We start from the raw sequence: 20,351 nt of genomic DNA on the forward strand, positions 1-20,351 counted from the left end.
CACCTCCTCGTTCAAGTGGACACAATCGTCGCCGCTCTAGCTTCACACGAACAGTGCGTGGTTCATCGATCGCTTACCGCTGATTCCGCGGCGGAAGGCCATTTTGACGAGAGCTCCGAAACGCTGCACGAGGACTATCTGTGGCGCGACGGCGGCTGGACTGCGCGCGTGGTTAAGAACCAGGACGACGACGGCTGGGCCGTCGAAATGATCAAGGACGGCGAGCCGGAACCCGCGCTTGTCGGTCCATGGACGATGGGCCGCAACAAGAAGGATCCGAAGCCGCTCGATACTTCGGCATTCAATACGCTCGTGAAAACCGCGTCAGAGGTATTGCGTCGGCACGAGCAGCAACTGCGCGCGCAGTTGCATAAGCGAGTGACGGTTGCGGCGGCAACGGGCGAGGGCGAATTGGACATCACGCTGGATATCATTCCCGACGAAGATGAGCCTTACGCACTGCTGACCGCTCTTGACGCCTTCGGCGAGCAACTCGCTCAAATGCGGGTGGCGGCGAACTTCAAGCTCAGCAAGGCGAGCGCTGTGACCTGGGTGGAAAACGGATTCTGCCGGCCAAGCTGACAGTGCGCGAACAAAGAATATTGCCCTAGATCGTGCCGCCCAATTGTCCGTACAGATTCGGGTTCGTCCCGGTCAGCTTGATCGGAGCACGCCCCCCCCCCGACCAAGTCTCCGGCGAAGCCGCGGTCGCAAAGTTGCGCCGTCTGCGTAGCCCATTTCTGCGGCGATTGCATCCAGTCCATCGAGTTTGTCTCGATACGATACCTGGCACGCTCGCCCCGTCGATCCTGAAAGCAGGACAGGGGGATTTGCCAGGCACGACTCCGGCACGCCTTTGCAGCGTCCTCGGGCTTGTTGCGAGGTCGTGGGCGGCCTCTTGCAGCGAGAATCCCCTCGCCAGATTCGTGCGTGTCCATTGCTCGAATCGTTCGATGAGAGGATCGCGATGCGCGAGGTGATCGGGGATGACGTATGGCGCCAGAGATACCCGCCCGTCGACCAACATGTCCTGCGCCACGAGCGTGGCCAATTCCGGGCTCTCTTGCCGGATCAGCCGGAGCGTGAGATCCAGATGCCCCATCGCCGCGCCAGCGGTCACAACCGGTCCCGAAGGGACGAGCTTCGGTCCTGGTCGAGTCGAACCTTAAGGTAGCGGCTTCGGAATAGCGGGCCGAGCCACCCTGTCGTGGTCGCCTCCTGCTCGTCGAGTAGGCCTGATTCGGCGAGGCGGAGGGTCCCTGTGCAATCGGCGGCGATTCGGGCGCCTTGTCCTTGCCAGTGGCGCACCGTGATGAATGTAATCATGCGCTACGCGCGCGGACATCCGAGCAGTCTTCAGATTTCGGTATTTCCTGCCTCACAAGAAGCGACCGAGTCATACTAATTCCGTTTCCCGGCAACTGGGCTTGATGAACTGCTCTCGGGCGCTTGAACTTTGTCCCCGTTGGGGATATGAAGCCGAGAGTGATTTCGACCGATATTGAGGAACATGATAACGAAGGATAGACTCGCAGCACGCTCACAACAGGAACTGCTGCGCGTGGCAATGGATCAGCTCGGGATGACTCGCGCGGAGTTCGCGGTGCGCCTGAGTGTTGCGGCGCGGACCTTGGACAAATGGCTTCTGCCGGATGACTCGCCGGACGCGCGCACCATGCCCGACATGGGACGGTCACATGTCCTGGACATCTTGCAGTGGCAAAAAAAGCGAAAATCCATTTGATTGTCCCTAATGGGGATATGCACTGACTCACAAACAATCCGCTTCGAGAGACAAATGCCGAATCAATCTGCCGTGCTGCTAAAGAAGATTGACGCCGACAAGGCGACGCTCGATGCTGCACGTCCGTTTCCTCGGCACACGGTCGCCTCTCTGCGAGAGAAACTGGTGCTGGAGTGGACGTATCACTCGAACGCGATCGAAGGGAACACCTTGACGCTGCGCGAGACCAAAGTGGTGCTCGAAGGCATCACGGTCGGCGGAAAGACTCTTCGCGAACACTTCGAGGCGACGAACCACCGCGACGCGATCCTCTATGTCGAGGGCATTGTATCGAGGGCCGAGGCGTTGTCGGATTGGCAGATCCGCAACATCCACGGGCTCGTGTTGAAAGGCATCAACGACGGCGAGGCGGGCCGCTACCGCCACGAGAATGTTGTAATTGCGGGTGCGAGCACGACGCCGCCCGACTTCTTTCATCTGCCCGCTGAAATGGCGGCACTGATCGACGGGTACGAAAAGGCCGGTGCCATGCATCCGGTCGAACGCGCCGCGGAACTGCACACACGCTTCGCCAAGATCCGTCCGTTCATCGATGATAATGGACGGACGGGGCGGCTCCTGCTGAACTTCGAGTTGATGAAAGCTGGCTATCCGCCGGCAATCGTCCGCAAGGAAGATCGGCTCGCCTATTACGATGCACTGGACAGCGCCTGTGGAAGTGGCGCCTACGACGACATCACGCAACTGATCGCGGAATCGGTGCAGCGCTCGCTTGACACGTATCTCGACGCGCTTGGGCTGCGTCCTTCCCCTGAGCCGGATGGCGCTCCACCGTCTTCCGGCTTTCGGATGTAACTGAGGAATAGCCATGCCGATTCACGAGCGAGTGAATTCGGAATTCGAGGAAGGCGGCAAGCCCGTCTCCTTCGGAATCGACGATAAAGGGCGTCGGTATGTCAGCGGGGAGTGGGGGGTACGGAGCAGCCATTGCGCTTGCATTGGTGGGTCAATGCTGCCGTCATTTTGGGCGGGCTCAGCGCTCGGGCGCAGGGCGTTTTTGCGGCCCTAACGTACTTCTGCACGCAGGACGAAAAGGACCTGACGCGCGAGCGCCCCGTGCCGGCCGGTAGCCGGCGATGATCAATTTCAACAGGATAATGACAATGGCAGGTAACAAGCGTACGTATTCGGACGTAAAGGCACAAATCGAAGCATTGCAGGCAGAGGCATCGGCGCTGCGTGACCAGGAACTCGCGGCAGTCATTGCCGACGTGCGCGCGAAGGTGGCCGAGTATGGACTGACCGAGCAGGACGTCTTCGGCCGTAAGCGTGCGCCCCGAGCACAAGACACTGCCGCCGCAAAAGGCGCGAGCGTTCCGAAGTACCGGCACCCGAAGACCGGTGCGACATGGAGTGGAAAGGGGCGCGCGCCGGCATGGATCGCGCAGGCCCGGAACCGAGATCGATTTTTGATCAAGCAGTAAGAGACGGTTTCATAAAGGCTGTTCGACGCGCCGGAGTGTATTCCAGCAGATCAAGCAGCAACCGAGTTTGAGGAACGCGCCGTGAATATCAGCACGACGCTCGAAACGAATTCGAAGGCGGCGGAAGTGATGCAGCCAGGCATGCGTGCGTTCGACGACCCAGCGATATTTTCCGAGACCGCTGCCATGTTCCGTACGGCGCTTGGCGATCAGTGGCTCGATACCGGGCTTGCGCAAAGCTCGTCGATGTCGCTCGGAGTCATAACCACGATCGGCGTAGACCACACGCGGCCTGCTCAGTGGATGGCCGCGCAATCCGCGAATCGGTGGAATCGCGTCGATCAGCGGCAGCATTGCGTGACGTCGTTGACATTCGCGCCGGTCAGGATCGCGGCGAGCGGCGAGCGGCGTGCCGTTGGCGTCGGTGACGATGTGGTGCTTGGAACCGGGTCGCGCGCGATCGGTCGGGTTAGGCCCAGTTTTTGACCCGCCCCAACGGCGCGAATCGATGATGAATCGACGGCGGCTCGCGAGAAGTCGATCTGGTCTGCCGCTCGCAGCTTCGCGAGAGCAACTCGTGCAAGCGGTCCCACACGCCGGCAGCCTGCCAGTCGCGTAGCCGTCGCCAACACGTCACGCCCGAGCCGCCCCCCATCTCGGCAGGCAGGTCGCGCCAGCGCAGTCCGGTCTTCAGAACGAACAAGATGCCGGTCGGCGCGGCGCGATTCGAGACAGGCAGGCGGTCCGGGTTCTTCTCGCGCCGCAGCTTGGGTGGCGATAGTAACGGCTCGATCAGCATCCACAGTTCGTCGTCGATGATCGGCTTGCCCATCTCTACGGCCTCGGTTATTCCGATGCCTGAGGTTAACGGCTCGCCGAGAAAGTTAACAGCCCCACGGGACCATTTTGAAACCGTCTCTAAAGGTCAGTGCCGTCTCGACGGCGATCATCGGCCTTTCGTCGATTCAACTGTTGATGGTCTTGATTGTCGGCGCGCGAGGCGCCAAAAAATCCGCGCCCAGACAGTCCGAGACGGGGTAATCGTCCGAATCGTGCAAAAAATGGCGCTTTGATCCTGAAAACCCGTACCTATCAAGGGCTTGTGCATTCCCTATTTGAGCAAAGGTCACGGAGCTGCGAAGCCTTGCTGCAAGCACCTCCGCATGTGACGACCGCCAGATTTCGCACGATTCGGACGATTACCCCATATCCAGGCGGGCGTGGGCACGCGTTGCGTAGTGAGTCTGGTAGATTCTTTCGACCTTCAGCGTCTTGAAGAAGCTCTCCATCGAGGCGTTATCCCAGGCGTTGGCACGGCGGCTCATTGAAACGTTTAACGCTGTACTGGTCGCGATGTGCGTCAATCCAGGCGTACCTCACCGCGACCCCTTCGCGAAGTACGCCGTCGCCTTTCGAAGAATTTCGATACGATGCCTCACGAAAGCGTGCGCTTCAACCAAGGCAGGAATCGGACATTTCTAACGAGCCCAAATCGGACATTACAACTTAGCCATTACAGCTGTTCCGCCGATCATAACTATTATGTAAAATTAAGGATTCCTTATAAGATCGCTCACCTCACCTAGTATCCGCCGACGCTCAACGCCGCGAACAACAGCGATCGCCAGGAGCGCATCGAGTGCCGCGTCGCCTGCGCTCAGCTGCTGCGCGCGCTGCTCAAATATCTCGACCTTGCCAGCCCGCGCGTCGGAATCCGGGGTCCCCTTGATTTCAATGTCGTTTACCGGGTTAGGCCGGCCTAGCTCCGACAACGGTCAGCGGTCTGCCCCTTAAATAATATTCCATCCAATCAAGCACTTCCTGACTGGTCTTTTGGCGTCGCGCGAAGACCTTCCCCATACGAGTCTAACGTTAGAAAACCGTATTTGTACAGTTCATAGACTCATGATCCACGATAACTGACATTATCGCGGTAAAGCGGCTCCCGAGGGGCCATCGGGAGCCGCAGTCCGCACGGCAATCCCGGGCAAGGAGGTCTTCACGCTAGGCAAAAAGACCAGTCAGGAAGTGCTTGATTTGACGGGATATTATTTAAGGGGCAGACGGATAGGCCTTGTCGGGCCTAGGCCGGTCTACCCCGGTAAACGACATCAAAATCAAGGTGACCCCTTTGTAACGGCGTGTTCGCCGCGAAATGCGGCCCAATCCGCGTCGGCGACGCGATTCGACGCCGAAGTCCGCCGGGCGCGCCGCAGCGCGCGGCAGAAGCGGCGGCCCCGACGATGCAAGGCGAGCGGGCGCGACCGATTGTTACACGATGCGGCGCGCGCGACGCCCGGCCTATACTAGCCGTTGCCTGTACAACCGGCCGCCGGCCCGCGCGAACGGACCGGCGCGCCATCGCTCTCGGAGCCCCGCATGCACTACCTGCTGACCTACGAACTCGTCGACGACTATCTCGAACGGCGCGGCGCGTACCGCGCCGAGCACCTCACGCTCGCACAGGCGGCGACCGCGCGCGGCGAGCTGCTGCTCGCAGGCGCGCTCGCCGATCCGGCCGACCAGGCCGTGCTCGTGTTCGACGCGCCTTCATCCGCCGTCGCCGAAGCGTTCGCGCAAGCCGATCCGTACGTCGCGAACGGCCTCGTCAAGCGCTGGCGGGTGCGGCCGTGGACGGTCGTCATCGGCAAGCACGCGACGCCCGCCTGACGCGCGCGCCGGCTCACAGCCAGCCGGCTTTCCTGAAGCGCCGCCACAGGAACAGGTCGGCGGCGGCCATCGCGCCCAGGCACACGTGGAAGCCGAAGCGCCAGTGCAGCTCCGGTATGTTGTTGAAATTCATCCCGTAGATTCCGGCGATCATCGTCGGGATCGCGAACAGTGCGGCAAACGAGCCGAGTCGCTTCGTCACTTCGTTTTCCGCGAGCGAGATCATGCCGAGGTTCACCTGGATCGCGGTGACGAGCATCTCGCGCCGCCCTTCGATCGTCCGCACGATCCGCAGCAGATGGTCGTAGACATCGCGAAAATAATGGTCCATCCCCGCGCAGACCTGCGGAATGCGGCCGCCGACGAGCTTCGCGAGCGGCTCGACGAGCGGCGCCGTGTGCTGGTGCAGCATCACGAGCCGGCGCTTGAGCGTGTAGAGATCCTCGATCAGCGCGCGGGCGGCCGCCGTGCCCGTCTTCTCGAAGATCCGGTCCTCGAGCGCCTCCAGCTCCGCGCTCAGCGCCTCGAGCGTCGGGAAATAGCGGTCGACGACCTGGTCCATCAGCGCGTAGAACACGTACGCCGAGCCTTCCTTCAACAGATGCGGCTCGCGCTCGCAGCGGGCGCGCACCGCGCGGAAATCCTGCTCGGCGTGATTGCGGATCGACAGCACGTAGTTCGGGCCGACGAACACGTTCAGCTCGCCGAGCTGGAGCTCGCCTTGCTCGTCGATCTCCACCGTGTGCAGCACCGCGAACAGCGCATCGCCGTACTCCTCGATCTTCGGACGCTGGTGGCCCTTGCGTGCGTCCTCGAGCGCGAGCTCGTGCAGGCCGAACTCCTCGCCCATCCGCTCGATCTCGTCGGGCTCGGGATCCTTCAGGGCGACCCAGACGAAGCACTCCGGCTTCGCGACATAGTCGCCGATGTCGTCGATGTCGATGTCGGCCAGCTTGCGGCCATCCTGGTATGCGGCGCAGTTGATCAGCATGCTCTTGCTAGGTTCGAAGCGATTCCGGCGCACAGTTTAGCCGCTCTCTCGCGCCGTGGCGGCGGCGCGTCGCTTGCGCGGGCCGCCGTTATTGGTCATGATCGGCATCGTGCACGCGTCGCCGCCCGCTCGTGCGGGCGGCGCTCCCTCGAATCGTCCGGCGGCCCGCGCCGCCGACCTGACCATCAAGGAGGCTGCGATGTGGTATTTCTCATGGATTCTCGGCATCGGCGTCGCGCTCGGCTTCGGCATCATCAACGCGATGTGGCTCGAGGCGAACGGCACCCTCCCGGCCGACGTCCCCGACGACAAGAACCGGGCAGACGGGCCTGCTGTTTCGGAGGGCGGCCGTTCGTGACGTATCTGGTGTTTTTCTGCGGCCATGCGGGCACCGGCAAGACGACGCTCGCGAAGCGGCTGATCCGGCCGCTGATGAAGACGACGGGCGAGGCGTTCTGCCTGCTCGACAAGGACACGCTGTACGGCCGCTACAGCTCGGCCGCGATGGGCGCACTGACGCAGGACCCGAACGACCGAGACAGCCCGCTCTATCTTCAGCATCTGCGCGACCCTGAATACCAGGGGCTTCTCGACACCGCGCGAGAGAACCTGGCGCTCGGGATCAGCGTGATCGTCGTCGGGCCGCTGTCGCGCGAAGTGCGCGACCGGCGGCTGTTCGACCGCGCGTGGCTCGGCGTCGGGCCCGACGTCGAGCTGCGCATCGTCTGGGTCCACACGTCGGAGGAGACCGCGCATGCGCGGATCGTCGCGCGCGGCAATCCGAACGATGCGTACAAGCTCGCGCACTGGGACGAATACCGGCAGCGCCGCTTCATTCCGTCGGGCGCGCAGTGCGACGGTCTGCTGATGTTCGACAACACCGCGCCGTCGGATACGGCCGTCGACGTGCTGCTCGACCACATCGCGCCGCCGCCCGCGCGCGGCACGTCGACGGTGCCGCCGCTGCCCGCCTGATGCGGCGCGGCCGCGAGGCCCTGCCCCCGTCACGACACGCACGAAAAAGCGCCGGGCGGCCCGAAGGCCGGCCCGGCGCATGGTCGCGGCTCGCGCATCGCGACCCGGTTCGGCCGTCGCATCGCCGGCAGGCCGCGATGCATGGCGCGCGTGCGCGACCGCGCACGCGCGCCGAACGCGTTACGCGAGCGCGTGCATCCGCTCGAGCGTGCCGCCTTCGTACAGCTTGCCGAAGCGGTTTGCGAGGAACGCGTGGAGCGGCACCTGCTCCTGGCGCACGAAACCGCTTTGCGGCAGCTTCTTCTCGCGAAACAGATCGAGCACTGCGCACATCGCGCCCGCCGTCGTGATCTGGATCGCGCTCATCGGCATCCCGCAGATCTCCTTCGCGAAGATCTTGCGCGTGAAGACGTCCTGCACGAGCTGGCCGTGCTTCACGCCCGTCACCGTGACGAACACGAGCACGACGTCCTGCTTCGTCGACGGCACTGCGCGGCGCATGATCGACTTCAGCGTATCGCGGTCGGTCGACAGACGCAGGTCCTCGAGCAGGAACTGGATCAGCTCGCGGTGGCCCGGATAGCGGACCGACTTGTAATCGAGCGTCTCGACCTTGCCTTCGAGCGTCTCGCACAGCGTGCCGAGGCCGCCCGACGTGTTGAACGCCTCGTATTCGATGCCGTCGAGCGAGAAATGCTCGAGCCCTTCGAGCGGCTGCACCCACTGGCGGCGGCCGTCGCGGACCGCTTCGCACGGCTGGCAGTATTCGTTGATGAGGCCGTCGACGCTCCACGTCAGGTTGTATTTGAGCGCGTTGGTCGGATACTCGGGCAGCGCGCCGACGCGCATCTTCACGTCGCGCACTTCGGAAAAGCCGTTGACGAGCTCGTGCGCGGCGATGCCGATGAAGCCCGGCGCGAGGCCGCATTGCGGCATGAACGCGCGGTCGGCGCCTTCGGCGAGCTCGCGGATCGCGCTCGTCGCGCGCACGTCCTCGGTCAGATCGAAATAATGGACGCCCGCGGCCTTCGCGGCGGCCGCGACGTTGATGGCCAGGTAGTACGGCAGCGCGTTGACGAGCGCGTCGAAGCCCTTCACCGCTTCGCGGATCGCGGTCGCATCGGCGGAATCGACGCGCTGGGTCGCGATGCCTTCCTTTGCGAGCTTCGCGAGCGCGTCCGGGTCGCGATCGAACGCGACGACTTCGTAGTCGCCGGTTTCGCGCAGCAGATGAGCGATGGTGTGACCGATGAGACCTGCGCCGACGATGGCGATTTTCATGTCTTCTCTCCTGACAAGGTGATTGTTGTAAACGGCGTGTTGCCCTGTCGAAGAGTGTAGGGATGTGCAAAAACACTTTATAGATGAAAACTGATGCGGAACGACGTCAATTTTCGACGAATTGTCGATTGTTTTAGACGATTCGTCGAAAGCGATCAATAGACCGTCGATTCGCGCGGACCGCCCGCCGATGCCGCGCCTCGGCAACGCCGCGCCGCATGGCCTCGGCCGCTATCCGGCGTGCGTCGCCCGCCCACCAGATTTCGTAGCTTGACGGCGTGCTTTCGGCTTACTTACGCTCGATCGCAGGTATCGTCGACGCCGTCCTCGCTCGGCCGGCGCGCCGATCCCACCCGGTCCCGGCGAACCGCCGAACGCGTCGCCGGCCCATCGCGGCGCCACCTTCGGGGCGGCCGACTCGTCCGAGGCCGGCCGGTCTCGGTCCCATCCGCTGGAGAAGAACAATGACAATCGTGACCCGGAACGCATGCCGTCTGATCCGTCTTGCCGTCGTCGCAGGCTTCGCGTCGCTCGCCGCCGCGCCTGCCGTGCACGCGGCGAAAGTCAGTCAGGAGGGGCGCTGCTCGATCAAGGAAAACGCACCCGCCGATCCGTGCAAGGCCGACCGGGGGCGGTCGGCCACGGGCGTCGTTCCGGGCAAGAGCCACGACGCGTGCACGGCGGCCAAAAAGCTCGCGCGGGAGAATCTGGAAGCGCTCGTCTCGAACAAGACGTGCATGAAGTACACAAACTGCAGCAAGCCCTGCAAAGTGATCGAATCGCAGTGACCCGACGGCGCGCGCAAACGGCCGCGCGTCATGCGGCGCCTGGGCGCCGCCGCTCGTCTTCTGCGCGGCTCACCGACGTCCCGCAGCCGCTGCAGAACGGAAAGAACGCGAAGTTGCGCGTGCCGCACCCGCACTGCTCGAACAGCTTGAGCCCGCAATGGATGCAGAACGTCGCACTGTCGCCGCCGAGGTTCCACGGCTTGTCGCACGACGGGCAGAGCTTCTTCTGATACGCGGCGATCGCCTTTTCGTAGCCGATCGCCTGCGCGCGCTCGTGCTGGCTGCGCCGCATCTCCTCGCGCTTGCGTTCGACGTAGCGCTGAAACGCACGCAGCATGTAGACACCCGCGAACACCGTCAGCACGATGCCGACGATGACGCGCACGTAGCCGCCGAAGCTCGGCAGATACGGCACGAGCTCGACGAAGAACGCCGTCAGCGCGAACATCCCGAAGCCATAGACGAACGGCCAGTAGCGCACCTTCCGGTAACGGACGAAGAGCCAGACGGCGAGCACGAGAATCGGCAGCGTGAACGCGAGCCGCCACGCGAACACGACGAGCTCGTAGCGGCGGCTCGCCTGCTCGAAGCTGCGCTCGGCCTGCGCCTGCGATTGCGCGAGCTGCGCGCTCACGTCGTCCTGCCGCTTGCGCAGCGCGTCGAGCTGGTCGTTGATCCGATCCTGCTGGCGCTGCCATCCGGTCACCGCCGCCTGCAATTCGTCGAGCTGGCGCGTGCGCGCGAGCACGTCCGGATTGCGGCTCGCGTCACCCGTCGCGCTGCGCGTCGCGATCCAGTTGCGAAAGCTCTCCTTCGCCTGGTCGTAGTCCTGCTGCGCGCGGTTGCGGGCGGTCGTAAACGCGTCGGCCTTGTCCGTCAGCGCGCTCTGCTCGCGCTGCAGTTCCCGCTGCGCCGCGCGCAGCGACGCGTCGGCCTGCGTATCGGCGTAGCGCGCGAGCGTCGGCGGCCCGCCGCGCGGCGCGAACGCCATATCGCGGATCACGAGGCTGCCCAGCATGTTGAGGAACAGCGCGAACGCCACGGCGATGCCCCACGACGCGATCTGCAGCAGCCGCTCGGGGCGCGAATAGGTTTGGCTCGTCGTCATGATCCCGGCCTCTCGTCAAGGTTGTCTTGTTCGTCTTCGCACGTCGGGCGACGCGGCGCGTCAGCCGATCGTCCCGCGGTCGATCTTGCGCGCGAGGATGATCGACGTCGTCGTCCGCTCGACGCCTTCGAGTGCGCCGATCTGATCGAGCAGGTCGTTCAGGCGCTCGGGCGAATCGGCGCGCAACCACGCGACGTAGTCGTACTCGCCGCTCACCGCGCACAGCAGCTGCACCTCGGGCATGCGGTCGAGGCGCTTCAGCACGTCCTTGCCGTACTTCGGCGCGAGGATGACGCCGACGTATGCGTAGATGCTCGCGTCGAGCACGTCCTGCCCGAGCCGCACGCTGTAGCCCGCGATCACCTGCGTGCGCTCGAGCCGCGCGATCCGCGCAAGCACGGTCGTGCGCGCGACGCCGAGCTGCCGCGCGAGATCCGCGACGCTCGCACGGGCGTTCGCCTGCAGCAGCGCGACGAGGTTGCGGTCGAGTTCGTCGAGTTGATCGAGTCGAGGTGGACGCATGGCGGATCGACGAATGAAGGTGCCGCGATGATAGCGCCGAACGGCCGCGCGCCCAACCATGCGCGCGCCAGGCGCGCCGCGTCGGACGGCGGGCCGCGTGCGGTCCAGCTCACGACGCCGACGCCCGGCGGCGGAAATGCCTTGTAGAAGCCTTGTCGCGCGAACTGCGCGTTCAGTTCGGCAAGCGGCCGCGACTCGTCGTGCCGCAGGAAGATCGTGAGCAGGATCGCATTGCCAGTCGTCGCGGCGGCCGAGCCGGGCACGGGCGTGGCCGGCTCGGCCGCCGCGGCGAGCTGTGCGTCGGCGACGCCGCCCGCGAGCGCGAGCGCAATCAGCACTGCGGCGCAGCCCAGTCTTACCGAGTGATGTCTTCGTCATGTGCATCTGTGACGCCTCCACGAAAAAGCGCGTCGATCGGGCAAGCGACGCGCGCCGCAGCGTTCACACGGTCGAACGACGGCCGCCCGGCGCACGGCGCACGGACGTGCCCGCAACCGGCCGCCCGCGCCGGGCCCTGTCGCACCGAACCACGACCTTACGATTTCGATTCGTTTCGGTTGTAAGCAGATGTCGCATCGCCGCCCAACGGCCCGATACCGTGCTATTAATAGCGCGGGACGCGCGCTGCGCATGCTGTCGGGCGCCGCGCCTCGCATCCGGATCCCGTTCGACGACCACACAGGAGCTCCAATGAAAAAGATCACGCTGACTTTCGCTGCCGCGCTCGCGCTGACGGCCGCGCTAGCGCATGCCCAGGCGCCCGCGTCGATGCCGGCCGCAGCGGCCGCCTCCGCCCCCACCCCGGCCGCGCGCCATGAAGCGCGCGTCGAGAAGCGCATCACGTACCTGCACAACCAGTTGAAGATCACGCCGGAGCAGGAATCGCAATGGAAGACGTTCGCCGATACGATGCGCGACAACGGCGCGACGATGGCGCGTCTCTATCGCGAACGGATCGAGAACAAGAACACGTCCGCGCTCGACGACATGAAGCAGTACGCCGAGCTGACGCAGACGAATGCCGACGGCGCGAAGAAGCTCACCGACGCGTTCGCGCCGCTGTACGCGAGCTTCCCCGCCGAGCAGAAGGCGCTCGCCGACTCGACGTTCCGCAAGTGGCTGCACCCGGAGCCGGGCAAGGCCCGCGCACGCAAGCATTCGGGCAAGGCGGACGGCCAGGCCGCCGCGAGCTCTGGCGCCGCGCAGTAACGCGTGTCGCGCGAGTCTGCGCGCGGCGCGCTCACGTCCGGTCGCGACGCGCCGCGCAACTGTGCGGCCGCGTCGCGACCGGACGGACGGCGAACCGCCCAGCGGCTACCTGCAAGCACGCATTCGCATCATCGACCCGCGATCGCCGGCGCCGCTCGTCTGCTCATCTGCTCGCCCTCGCACGCGGGCCCCGGCGGGCTTTCCTACCCGGCTCCCGCGTCGGCGAGCATACCGCGCCCATCCGTCACCGCGCGGACGTGACCCGTTCGATCATCGCCCGCACCGCGCGCATTTGCGCCCCCGACTTAAGCGCATAGTTCTGCCCGGTATACGCGTACCAGTCCCAGCACCCCTGAGGATTGCTCGGCATGCTCGTCTTCGCGACCTGCGGATACAGCACGACGATCCCGTTCGCATCGGCCCAGTTGTCGTACGTCGTCATGTCGCGCACGACGGCCGCCGACTGCAGGCAGCCATGAAACACGACATGAACCTTGCAGCCGGCATTCGTGTCGCACGCGCGCGGGACGTATGCATAGCCGTCCGCCGCGAGCCCGCTCGACGCCGGCGCGAACTCGCGCTGGTCGAACGCGATCGCCCGTCCGGTCGGCTGGGCAACGGGCGGCGAGAGCGCGCCATAGATCGTCTCGAGCAGCGCGCCCGCCTGGTCGTAGCCCGACTGGCCGACCTTGCAGTGGCTGATGTACGGTGAGGCATTCGCGTCGCACACATTGCCCGCGGACGGCGTGATGAATGCATGCCCGGCCGGGATGTCGGCGACATAGATGATGTTCGACACGGGCACGCCGGCGAGCCAGAAGAACGACCACGTCGCATCGACGGCGGACTGGTGAACGATCGTGTCTTTCGTACCGCTGAACAGATAGATCTTCGCGCGCTGCAGGTTCGCGAGCGGATCGATCTGGCCGCTCGCCGCGAAGCCTTGCGCGGCGGTCAGCAGCAACCCCGAATCCGGCACCATGTTCGGCACGAGGCCCATGCACACGCCCGTGTTCGCGAGGCTGCCCGCCGCGCAGTAGTACGGACCGCCCGCAATCGCGCCCGCGCCGATCACCGATGCCGAATAAGCAACCTGGTATTGGATCGCCATGTACGCGCCAGACGACAGCCCGGACACCGACACCTGGTTCGCGTCCGCGCGCAGCATGGGCAGCGGCGGCGAAGCTTGCGCGCTCGCGGGCGCGACGGCGGCGAGCATGATCGTGAGCGCGGCGGCAAGCGTCGCGCGCGCGGCGGCATAGCGCATCTGCATGGATTTCCCCTTGGTCTGCGCCGAGCGACGGCCGCGACGGCCGGCGTCGATCGGACGGGTCAAGACAGTCGGACGGTAAATCGAGACGCGATCACTTCATATTCGTCCCAACGCCCGCCACCTGCAAGGTTGGCGTTCACGCGCGTCCGGATTCGCGCTAAAGTGATGCGCCTTTATTGACGAAAATCGACATGATCGAACTGAAAAACGTCGACCTCCGCAATGATCCCGGCGCGTTGCGCGTCGTCAAGGACGAAACGGTCCAGGTCGAATTCGCCGCGCAGCCGGGCGAATTGATGAGCCTCGAAGGCCCGAACCGCTATGCGGCGGGAGACGCGCTCGTCACCGGTTCGACGGGCGACCGCTGGGTGGTGTCGCGCGAGCGCTTCGACGCGAAGTACGTGCCCGCCGCCGAAGAACTCGTGCACGGCGAGCCGGGCGGCTACCGCAACCGCCCGGCCGTCGTGCTCGCGAAGCGGATGGACGCGCCGTTCTCGATCGCGCGTTCGGCGGGCGGCGACACGCTGCGCGGCGACGCGGGCGACTGGGTGATGCAGTACGCGCCGGGCGACTACGGCGTCGTGCAGGCGAAGCGCTTCGCGCAGGTGTACCGCGAGGCGGACTGACGCCTGCGCGCGCGGCGCGCCGTTCACCCGTGTACCGGTCTTGCATCCGCGCGCCGATCGTACGTCCGCGCGGCGGTCGGTGAGCGGCGAACGAAGCCCGCGCGCCCCGTTGCACGCGCGGGGTCCACCGCCGTCCGCCGCCCGCCCGTGCTCTTGCCGCGCTCTTGCGCGACCACGTTCCCGCGTCAGGGCACCGACGTCACCCGCTCGATCATCTTCCGCACTGCGCGCATCTGCGCGCCCGATTTCAGCGCGTAGTTCTGCCCGGTATACGCAAACCAGTCCCAGCATCCCTGGGGATTGGCGGGCAAGTCGGCCGCCACCTGCGGATACAACATGACGATTTTGTTCGCATCGGCCCAGTTCCGGTACGTAGTCATGTCGCGCACGACGTCCGCCGATTGCAGGCAGCCGTGAAACACCACGTGGACCTTGCAGCCCGCGCTCGCGTCGCACGCGCGCGGCACGTATGCGTAGCCGTCCCTCGCGAGCCCGCTCGACACCGGCGCGAACTCGCGCTGGTCGAACGTGATCGCGCGTCCCGTCGGCTGCTCGACGGGCGGCGAAAGCGGCCCGTAGATCGTCTTAAGGAGCGCCCCAGCCTGATCGTAGCCCGCCTGCGCGACGGTGCAATGATTGATGTACGGCGCGGCATTCGCGCTGCATACGTCGCCCGACGACGGCGTGACGAACGCATGCCCGGCCGGCACATCGACGACGTAAGCGAGATTCGTCGCGGGTACGCCGGCTTGCCAGAAGAACGACCACGTCGCGTCGACGACGGGCTGACCCACGACCGCATCCTTCGTGCCGCTGAAGAGATAGACCTTCGCGTGCTGCAGATTCGCGAGCGGATCGATCAGACCGCTCGCGGCGAAATCCCGCGCCTTGATCAGCAATTGCTTCGAATCCGGCATGCCCTGCATGCAGGGCTTCGCATTGACCAGTTCGCCCTTCGCGCAATAATACGGACCGCCCGCGATCACGCCCGCGCCGATCACCGATGCCGAATACGCGACCTGGTACTGGACCGCCATGTACGCGCCCGACGACAGCCCGGACACCGACACCTGATGCGAGTCCGCACGCAGCGCGGGCAACGTCGGCGAAGCTCGCACGTTCGAGGACGCAACGACCGCGAGCATGATTGGGAGCGCGGCGGCGAGCATCGCACGCGACGCAACGTGACGTATCTGCATGAACTTCCCCTTTTGTCATGCCGATCGGCCGTCGAATGCGTTCGGGGTCGATCGGCCGGTTGGCGAAACCGCTCGGCACATCGAGACGCGATGCCGGCATCTTGACCGCGCCGCCGCGTCGTCGACAAGCGCGGCGCCCGTGCGGATCCGGTTTCAAATCGGCGCGACGTTTTTTTTTCGGCGCGAACCGATGCGATCGCGTTGAAAGGTGCCGACCTTCGCAACGATCCCGATGCGAGGCCAACCATCGAAGGGCAAGGCAATCCGAGAAAAACGTCGTGCGCGGATGCATCGCACCGCGGAACCGATGCGTGTCGCGCACGCTCGCCTGAAAACGCGTGCACGTCGCAAGCAGGACGAAGCCGTTCCGCGCGGGGAAGGCAGGCCGTCGTCGAATCGCGCTCGAGCAGGACGCCGATCCGGCCGGTGGGAGGGGCCATTCGCCACGACGTGAAACGAAAGGCTCGTGGAAGCTCTCGCCCGCACATCCGGCAGGCGGGATCGAGGCCATGCCCTTGACGACGCATGTCGGCGCCGGCCGATCGCCGGACTGCCGGCGCGTCGCGACCGATCGTCAGCGTGGCGATCGCGAACGCGCGCCGCCCGTCACGCGAACTCGTCGCCCAATTCGAGCGTCGTCTCGCGCGGCACCGCCTCGCCCGCCGCGTGCCGCTCCTCGAGCGTGCCGAGCATCGCCTCCACGTATGCGCGCAGCACCGCATGGCTGCGTGCGCGCTGCATCGGCTTGAACGCGAGATAGCGCCGCAGCGCGGTGGGCGCGAAGCGCACGTCGAGCGTCATCTTGCGCGGCGTCGCGCCGAAACGCATCGCAAGCCAGTGCACGGCAAGGAAACGCCCCGCTTCGTCGGTGCGTTCGGCAAAGTGCGTCTGCTCGGGAAAGAGATCGCAGATCACGCGCGCGAGCTCGTCGAATTCGGCGCTCGCGCAGTCGTATTGATAATCGTCCATCGTCGCGTCTCGGTTCAGCGTGCGGCGCGCGCGGGCCGGCACTGTTTCATCAGCGCGCCGGCGAAGCCCGCCGTCAGCAGCAGATACAGCGCGACCATCCATTCGAATGGCACGCCGCCACCGTTATACAGGATCGACGGCAGATCGATGATCGGATGCAACACGACCATCGCCGGCAGGATCCAGCGCTTGCCCGCGCGAATGCCGCGCCACATCAGCACGGAAAGCGCGACCTGGACGACGAACGCGGCGACGCGCTCGAGCGCCGACACCGCGACCAACGCCGGCGACATCGTCGCGAGCATCACCTGGATGCGCAGCGCGAGGTCGGCGGGCATCGTCGAGAGCTGCGCGTTCAGCTCGCCGCGGTTCGCGAGCCACGCGAGATAGACCCACTGCGCGAGCACGACGACGCCGACGAACCATGCCTGCGCGCCGCCGTGGCCGATCCCGTTGGAGAGGCCACGGGCGTCGCCGTCCGACGCGCCGTAGCGCCTCGCGAGAAAGCGCAGCCCGAGATAGCGGCCGATCTCCTCGAAGAGCGCGGCGACGACGGTGCCGAACACCGCGAACGTGACGGGCTTCGACAGCCACAGCACGGCCGATGGCTGGCTGAGCAGCACCGCGTAGAGACCGCGTTCGAGCAGCGTCGCGAACAGCATGTAGACGGCGACGCCGACGATCGCGTCGCGCCGGTCGAGCGCCATCGGCTTGCGGAGGAGTCGATAGAGGCCGATCGGCAGCAACGCCACGACGAGCGTGGCGATGACGAGCGCCGCCAGCGTGACGGGAGCAACGGTCATGACAATCCTTGTTCGGAACCCGCACCGGTGCGGTGCGTGCCCCGAATGATACTCAGCTTGCGGTCGATGCGCGCACGCGAAGCTCGCCGGGCAGCAGCGCTTCGTGGAAGTCGCCCGTGCCGCCGTCGATCCGCTCGTGGACGAATTCGACCGCGCGATAGCCGATGTCATAAGTCGGCTGGCGGATCGTCGTCACGCCGATCAGCTCCGCCCAGTCGGGATCGTCGATCGCGATCAGCGCGACTCGCTTCTGCCACGCGTCCCCGAGTCGCGCGTGCAGATGCCGCGCGATCGCGAGCGCCACTGGCGCATTCGCCGCGAAGATCGCCGGCCGCACCGGCTCGCCCGCAGCCGCGTCGATGCGCGCGTCGAGCGCCGCGAGCGCGCGCTGCGTCGAATCCGGGTTCTTCGGTTCAAGCACGATCGTCGGATGCAGGGTGCGCCCCGACGCGGCGATCTTCGCGCGAAACGCCGCCTCGCGCAGCCGCCGCGAGCTGACATGCTCGAAAGGCTGCACGACGAAATGAATCGACTGGAAGCCCTGCGCAAACAGGTGCTGCAAGCCCATCTCGATCGCGGCCGTGTTGTCGAGGCCGATCATGTCGGCCTCGAAGCCTTCGACGTTGCGGTCGACGAGCACGGTCGGGATGCCGCCGCCCTGCAGCGACTTCAGCGCGTTCTCGTCGGCGCCGAGCGCGTTGACGATCATGCCTTCGACGCGGTAGGTGGTGAGCAACTGTAGATAGCGCCGCTCCATCTCGAGCTCGTTCGCCGCGTGGCAGATGAGCGGCATGTAGCCGAGCGCATGGCACGCGGCTTCGACGCCGCGCAGCACTTCGACCGTATAGGGATTCGTCAGGTCCGCGGCAAGCAGGCCGAGGAGCCGGTTGCGGCCGCGCTTCAGGCCGCGCGCCATCTGGTTCGGACGGTAGTTCAGGCGCGCGATCGCATCCTCGATGCGCTTGCGCAGGTCGGCGGACAGCACGTTCGTCTCGCCGTTCAGATAGCGCGACACGCTGGTCTTGCCAGTGCCCGCCTCGCGGGCGACGTCGCTGATCGTCGCGGGACGCGACGGTTGAGTTCGGGATTCGCTCACAGTGGCGCCTCGTGACGAGCGGCCCGCGCCGCCTCGTGAACGGGCGGGTCATTGTTGTTGGATGAAAAGGCCAACTGACGATGTCTCCTGTCGGCCGATTCCGGCCCGGCAAAGCTACGGACGGCGCACGAGCGCCCATCTTGCCGCGACGGCTCCGCGACGATTAGCGGGCGATCATAACGCAGGCGATCGGGCCGTACCAAGACGGCCTCCTCTAGCGTGGAGGGGCGCGCGGCGCGCCGTGCGGCAGATGAAGCGGCGCGCATGCCGGATGCGCGTCGCGCAACGGCAGCGCATTGCCGCCGCCGTTGCAACGCGCAAATCGAAAGAAAGATCGCTGCGTCGCGCATCATCGCGTTCTCCGCATCGAAGCCTGCGTTCACGGGCAAGCCCGCAAGCTGTCGGACTGCCGACGATTCGGCGGCCGAATCTCAGATCCGATCCCGCCGCGAAGCGGGCCGCGTCCGACGTCGCGCCCGCCATCGCCGCGCCGCATGCGATCCGGCGGATCGATCCGCAAAGCGCATGGATGTCCGCCAAACGCACCGCCTCGCGTATTCGAGTCCATACCGCTCGCCCCCGTACTTCGCCATCGCGCGCGGGGCGTGCATGCCGCGCGCGATCCGCTCGGCGCTCAAGACGCCGATTGTGCTCGCTTCAGCACGTCGCGGTTGACGACGTTGCACGCAAGCGTGCCGTCGAGCGCCGCGATCAGGTTCTCCGCCGCGCAGCGCGCCATCGCATGGCGCGTCTCGCGCGTCGCCGAGCCGATGTGCGGCAGCGCGACGACGTTTTTCATCGACAACAGCGGCGAATCCGCGGCGAGCGGCTCGCGCTCGAACACGTCGAGCCCCGCCGCGCGGATCGTGCCCGCACGCAACGCGTCGATCAGCGCGGCTTCGTCGACGACGGGCCCGCGCGACGCGTTCACGAGGATCGCGCTCTTCTTCATCTTTGCGAATTCGCGCGCGCCGATCAGATGCCGCGTGTCCGGCGAAAGCGGCACTTGCAGGCATACGAAATCGGCGGTTGCGAGCAGCTCGTCCAATTCGACGCGGCGCGCGCCGAATTGCGCTTCCGCCATCGGATTCGCGCTGCGGTTCGTGTACAGCACCTGCATCCGGAAGCCGAGCGCCGCGCGGCGCGCGACCGCCGCGCCGATGCGCCCGAGCCCGACGATGCCGAGCGTCTTGCCGTTCACGTCGGCGCCGTACAACGACTCGCCGATGCTCTGCCGCCACTGCCCCGCCTTCACGTATTCAGCGAGCTCGACGACGCGCCGCGCGCTCGCGAGGATCAGCGCGAACACGGTATCGGCCGTCGCTTCGGTCAGCACGTCGGGCGTGTGCGCAAGCACGATCCCGCGACGCGTCAGATCGGCGACGTCGAAGTTGTCGAAGCCGACCGAGATCGTCGACCACGCGCGCAGGCGCGGCGCGCGATCGAGCAGCTCGGGCGTGATTCTGAGACTCGCGCCGAGCGCGCCGTCGGCGGCGTCGAGCGCGCGCGCGAGCGCGTCGGCGCCGTCGACGACGGTCACCTCGGCGCGCTCGCGCAGGGTCGCGAGCACGTCGTCAGGGAGCGGCTTGTAGACGACGATGCGATGCTTCATC

20 protein-coding genes and 3 pseudogenes are annotated in these 20,351 nt (G+C 65.8%); 10 read left to right on the forward strand and 13 right to left on the reverse strand.

The window, feature by feature from the left end:
• Window positions 1-123: 123 nt before the first annotated feature.
• The 4 genes from WS69_RS15415 to WS69_RS15435 all read left to right on the forward strand — a co-directional run bounded on the left by WS69_RS15415 (window position 124) and on the right by WS69_RS15435 (window position 3,228).
• Window positions 124-582: a hypothetical protein gene (locus tag WS69_RS15415; RefSeq protein ID WP_231747150.1), complete on the forward strand. Its 459-nt coding sequence runs from the start codon at window positions 124-126 to the stop codon at window positions 580-582.
• 928 nt (window positions 583-1,510) lie between these two features.
• Window positions 1,511-1,744 (forward strand): hypothetical protein, encoded by a 234-nt coding sequence (locus WS69_RS15425; RefSeq protein ID WP_059471605.1) that lies wholly within the window; start codon window positions 1,511-1,513, stop codon window positions 1,742-1,744.
• Between the two features lie 54 nt (window positions 1,745-1,798).
• Window positions 1,799-2,599, forward strand: coding sequence for a Fic family protein (locus WS69_RS15430; RefSeq protein ID WP_059471606.1), 801 nt, complete (start codon window positions 1,799-1,801; stop codon window positions 2,597-2,599).
• A gap of 308 nt (window positions 2,600-2,907) precedes the next feature.
• Window positions 2,908-3,228 carry an H-NS histone family protein gene (locus WS69_RS15435; RefSeq protein ID WP_059471607.1) on the forward strand — a complete coding sequence of 107 codons (321 nt, stop codon included), beginning with the start codon at window positions 2,908-2,910 and terminating at the stop codon, window positions 3,226-3,228.
• 9 nt (window positions 3,229-3,237) lie between these two features.
• Here WS69_RS15435 and WS69_RS31185 read toward each other — a convergent pair.
• Together WS69_RS31185 and WS69_RS33375 are read right to left on the reverse strand one after the other, a co-directional pair.
• Window positions 3,238-4,060: pseudogene (locus tag WS69_RS31185) on the reverse strand (IS5 family transposase).
• Window positions 4,061-4,433: 373 nt separating this feature from the next.
• Window positions 4,434-4,565 (reverse strand): annotated as a pseudogene (locus WS69_RS33375) (integrase core domain-containing protein); the annotation flags it as partial.
• A gap of 1,042 nt (window positions 4,566-5,607) precedes the next feature.
• On the opposite strand from WS69_RS33375, the gene WS69_RS15455 reads away from it, so the two are divergent.
• Window positions 5,608-5,898, forward strand: a complete 291-nt coding sequence (locus WS69_RS15455; RefSeq protein ID WP_059471609.1) for a YciI-like protein — start codon at window positions 5,608-5,610, stop codon at window positions 5,896-5,898.
• A 13-nt stretch (window positions 5,899-5,911) separates the two neighbouring features.
• Here WS69_RS15455 and corA read toward each other — a convergent pair whose 3' ends face one another.
• Entirely contained in the window at window positions 5,912-6,889 is a 978-nt protein-coding gene (gene corA, locus WS69_RS15460) for a magnesium/cobalt transporter CorA (RefSeq protein ID WP_059471610.1), read from the reverse strand.
• Between the two features lie 199 nt (window positions 6,890-7,088).
• On the opposite strand from corA, the gene cydX reads away from it, so the two are divergent.
• Both cydX and WS69_RS15470 read left to right on the forward strand, forming a co-directional pair.
• The gene (gene cydX / locus WS69_RS15465; RefSeq protein ID WP_059471666.1) at window positions 7,089-7,247 is read left to right on the forward strand and encodes a cytochrome bd-I oxidase subunit CydX; all 159 of its coding nucleotides are present in this window, start codon (window positions 7,089-7,091) and stop codon (window positions 7,245-7,247) included.
• Complete coding sequence (locus tag WS69_RS15470; RefSeq protein ID WP_059471611.1) at window positions 7,244-7,864, forward strand: AAA family ATPase; 621 nt, start codon at window positions 7,244-7,246, stop codon at window positions 7,862-7,864. Before cydX ends, WS69_RS15470 begins: the two co-directional genes overlap by 4 nt.
• A gap of 180 nt (window positions 7,865-8,044) precedes the next feature.
• Here the strand turns inward: WS69_RS15470 and WS69_RS15475 are convergent, their stop codons facing one another.
• A complete protein-coding gene (locus WS69_RS15475) occupies window positions 8,045-9,145 on the reverse strand; it encodes a saccharopine dehydrogenase family protein (RefSeq protein ID WP_059471612.1) in 1,101 nt (366 codons plus the stop codon).
• Between the two features lie 464 nt (window positions 9,146-9,609).
• On the opposite strand from WS69_RS15475, the gene WS69_RS15480 reads away from it, so the two are divergent.
• Window positions 9,610-9,933 (forward strand): hypothetical protein, encoded by a 324-nt coding sequence (locus WS69_RS15480; RefSeq protein WP_059471613.1) that lies wholly within the window; start codon window positions 9,610-9,612, stop codon window positions 9,931-9,933.
• A gap of 28 nt (window positions 9,934-9,961) precedes the next feature.
• Here WS69_RS15480 and WS69_RS15485 read toward each other — a convergent pair whose 3' ends face one another.
• The 3 genes and pseudogenes from WS69_RS15485 to WS69_RS34805 all read right to left on the reverse strand — a co-directional run.
• Window positions 9,962-11,041 (reverse strand): zinc ribbon domain-containing protein, encoded by a 1,080-nt coding sequence (locus tag WS69_RS15485; RefSeq protein ID WP_059471614.1) that lies wholly within the window; start codon window positions 11,039-11,041, stop codon window positions 9,962-9,964.
• 60 nt (window positions 11,042-11,101) lie between these two features.
• Entirely contained in the window at window positions 11,102-11,563 is a 462-nt protein-coding gene (locus WS69_RS15490; RefSeq protein ID WP_059471615.1) for an Lrp/AsnC family transcriptional regulator, read from the reverse strand.
• Between the two features lie 101 nt (window positions 11,564-11,664).
• A pseudogene (locus tag WS69_RS34805) lies at window positions 11,665-11,916 on the reverse strand (hypothetical protein); the annotation flags it as partial.
• A 337-nt stretch (window positions 11,917-12,253) separates the two neighbouring features.
• Here WS69_RS34805 and WS69_RS15500 point away from each other — a divergent pair.
• Complete coding sequence (locus tag WS69_RS15500; protein WP_059471616.1) at window positions 12,254-12,772, forward strand: Spy/CpxP family protein refolding chaperone; 519 nt, start codon at window positions 12,254-12,256, stop codon at window positions 12,770-12,772.
• A 244-nt stretch (window positions 12,773-13,016) separates the two neighbouring features.
• Here the strand turns inward: WS69_RS15500 and WS69_RS15505 are convergent, their stop codons facing one another.
• The gene (locus WS69_RS15505; RefSeq protein ID WP_059471667.1) at window positions 13,017-14,045 is read right to left on the reverse strand and encodes an extracellular catalytic domain type 2 short-chain-length polyhydroxyalkanoate depolymerase; all 1,029 of its coding nucleotides are present in this window, start codon (window positions 14,043-14,045) and stop codon (window positions 13,017-13,019) included.
• A gap of 191 nt (window positions 14,046-14,236) precedes the next feature.
• On the opposite strand from WS69_RS15505, the gene WS69_RS15510 reads away from it, so the two are divergent.
• Window positions 14,237-14,671 carry a PGDYG domain-containing protein gene (locus WS69_RS15510; protein WP_059471668.1) on the forward strand — a complete coding sequence of 145 codons (435 nt, stop codon included), beginning with the start codon at window positions 14,237-14,239 and terminating at the stop codon, window positions 14,669-14,671.
• A gap of 185 nt (window positions 14,672-14,856) precedes the next feature.
• Here the strand turns inward: WS69_RS15510 and WS69_RS15515 are convergent, their stop codons facing one another.
• The 5 genes from WS69_RS15515 to WS69_RS15545 all read right to left on the reverse strand — a co-directional run bounded on the left by WS69_RS15515 (window position 14,857) and on the right by WS69_RS15545 (window position 20,350).
• Window positions 14,857-15,870, reverse strand: coding sequence for an extracellular catalytic domain type 2 short-chain-length polyhydroxyalkanoate depolymerase (locus WS69_RS15515; RefSeq protein WP_059471617.1), 1,014 nt, complete (start codon window positions 15,868-15,870; stop codon window positions 14,857-14,859).
• Window positions 15,871-16,476: 606 nt separating this feature from the next.
• The gene (locus WS69_RS15525) at window positions 16,477-16,839 is read right to left on the reverse strand and encodes a DUF3022 domain-containing protein (RefSeq protein WP_059471669.1); all 363 of its coding nucleotides are present in this window, start codon (window positions 16,837-16,839) and stop codon (window positions 16,477-16,479) included.
• Between the two features lie 14 nt (window positions 16,840-16,853).
• Window positions 16,854-17,642, reverse strand: a complete 789-nt coding sequence (locus tag WS69_RS15530) for a YhfC family intramembrane metalloprotease (protein ID WP_059471619.1) — start codon at window positions 17,640-17,642, stop codon at window positions 16,854-16,856.
• Between the two features lie 52 nt (window positions 17,643-17,694).
• A complete protein-coding gene (locus tag WS69_RS15535) occupies window positions 17,695-18,738 on the reverse strand; it encodes a LacI family DNA-binding transcriptional regulator (protein ID WP_059471620.1) in 1,044 nt (347 codons plus the stop codon).
• A 634-nt stretch (window positions 18,739-19,372) separates the two neighbouring features.
• Window positions 19,373-20,350, reverse strand: coding sequence for a 2-hydroxyacid dehydrogenase (locus WS69_RS15545; RefSeq protein WP_059471622.1), 978 nt, complete (start codon window positions 20,348-20,350; stop codon window positions 19,373-19,375).
• Window position 20,351 lies beyond the last annotated feature (1 nt).

Source organism: Burkholderia sp. BDU5 (assembly GCF_001522845.1).
GTDB lineage: Bacteria > Pseudomonadota > Gammaproteobacteria > Burkholderiales > Burkholderiaceae > Burkholderia > Burkholderia mayonis.

Bases quoted from the DNA above. Each gene is read 5' to 3' on its own strand.
- WS69_RS15480 (WP_059471613.1), top strand. From the start codon at position 9,610: ATGACAATCGTGACCCGGAACGCATGCCGTCTGATCCGTCTTGCCGTC.
- WS69_RS15455 (WP_059471609.1), top strand. From the start codon at position 5,608: ATGCACTACCTGCTGACCTACGAACTCGTCGACGACTATCTCGAACGG.
- cydX (WP_059471666.1), top strand. From the start codon at position 7,089: ATGTGGTATTTCTCATGGATTCTCGGCATCGGCGTCGCGCTCGGCTTC.
- WS69_RS15485 (WP_059471614.1), bottom strand. From the start codon at position 11,041: ATGACGACGAGCCAAACCTATTCGCGCCCCGAGCGGCTGCTGCAGATC.
- WS69_RS15505 (WP_059471667.1), bottom strand. From the start codon at position 14,045: ATGCAGATGCGCTATGCCGCCGCGCGCGCGACGCTTGCCGCCGCGCTC.
- WS69_RS15515 (WP_059471617.1), bottom strand. From the start codon at position 15,870: ATGCAGATACGTCACGTTGCGTCGCGTGCGATGCTCGCCGCCGCGCTC.
- WS69_RS15490 (WP_059471615.1), bottom strand. From the start codon at position 11,563: ATGCGTCCACCTCGACTCGATCAACTCGACGAACTCGACCGCAACCTC.
- WS69_RS15425 (WP_059471605.1), top strand. From the start codon at position 1,511: ATGATAACGAAGGATAGACTCGCAGCACGCTCACAACAGGAACTGCTG.
- WS69_RS15530 (WP_059471619.1), bottom strand. From the start codon at position 17,642: ATGACCGTTGCTCCCGTCACGCTGGCGGCGCTCGTCATCGCCACGCTC.
- corA (WP_059471610.1), bottom strand. From the start codon at position 6,889: ATGCTGATCAACTGCGCCGCATACCAGGATGGCCGCAAGCTGGCCGAC.
- WS69_RS15475 (WP_059471612.1), bottom strand. From the start codon at position 9,145: ATGAAAATCGCCATCGTCGGCGCAGGTCTCATCGGTCACACCATCGCT.
- WS69_RS15545 (WP_059471622.1), bottom strand. From the start codon at position 20,350: ATGAAGCATCGCATCGTCGTCTACAAGCCGCTCCCTGACGACGTGCTC.
- WS69_RS15525 (WP_059471669.1), bottom strand. From the start codon at position 16,839: ATGGACGATTATCAATACGACTGCGCGAGCGCCGAATTCGACGAGCTC.
- WS69_RS15500 (WP_059471616.1), top strand. From the start codon at position 12,254: ATGAAAAAGATCACGCTGACTTTCGCTGCCGCGCTCGCGCTGACGGCC.
- WS69_RS15435 (WP_059471607.1), top strand. From the start codon at position 2,908: ATGGCAGGTAACAAGCGTACGTATTCGGACGTAAAGGCACAAATCGAA.
- WS69_RS15430 (WP_059471606.1), top strand. From the start codon at position 1,799: ATGCCGAATCAATCTGCCGTGCTGCTAAAGAAGATTGACGCCGACAAG.
- WS69_RS15510 (WP_059471668.1), top strand. From the start codon at position 14,237: ATGATCGAACTGAAAAACGTCGACCTCCGCAATGATCCCGGCGCGTTG.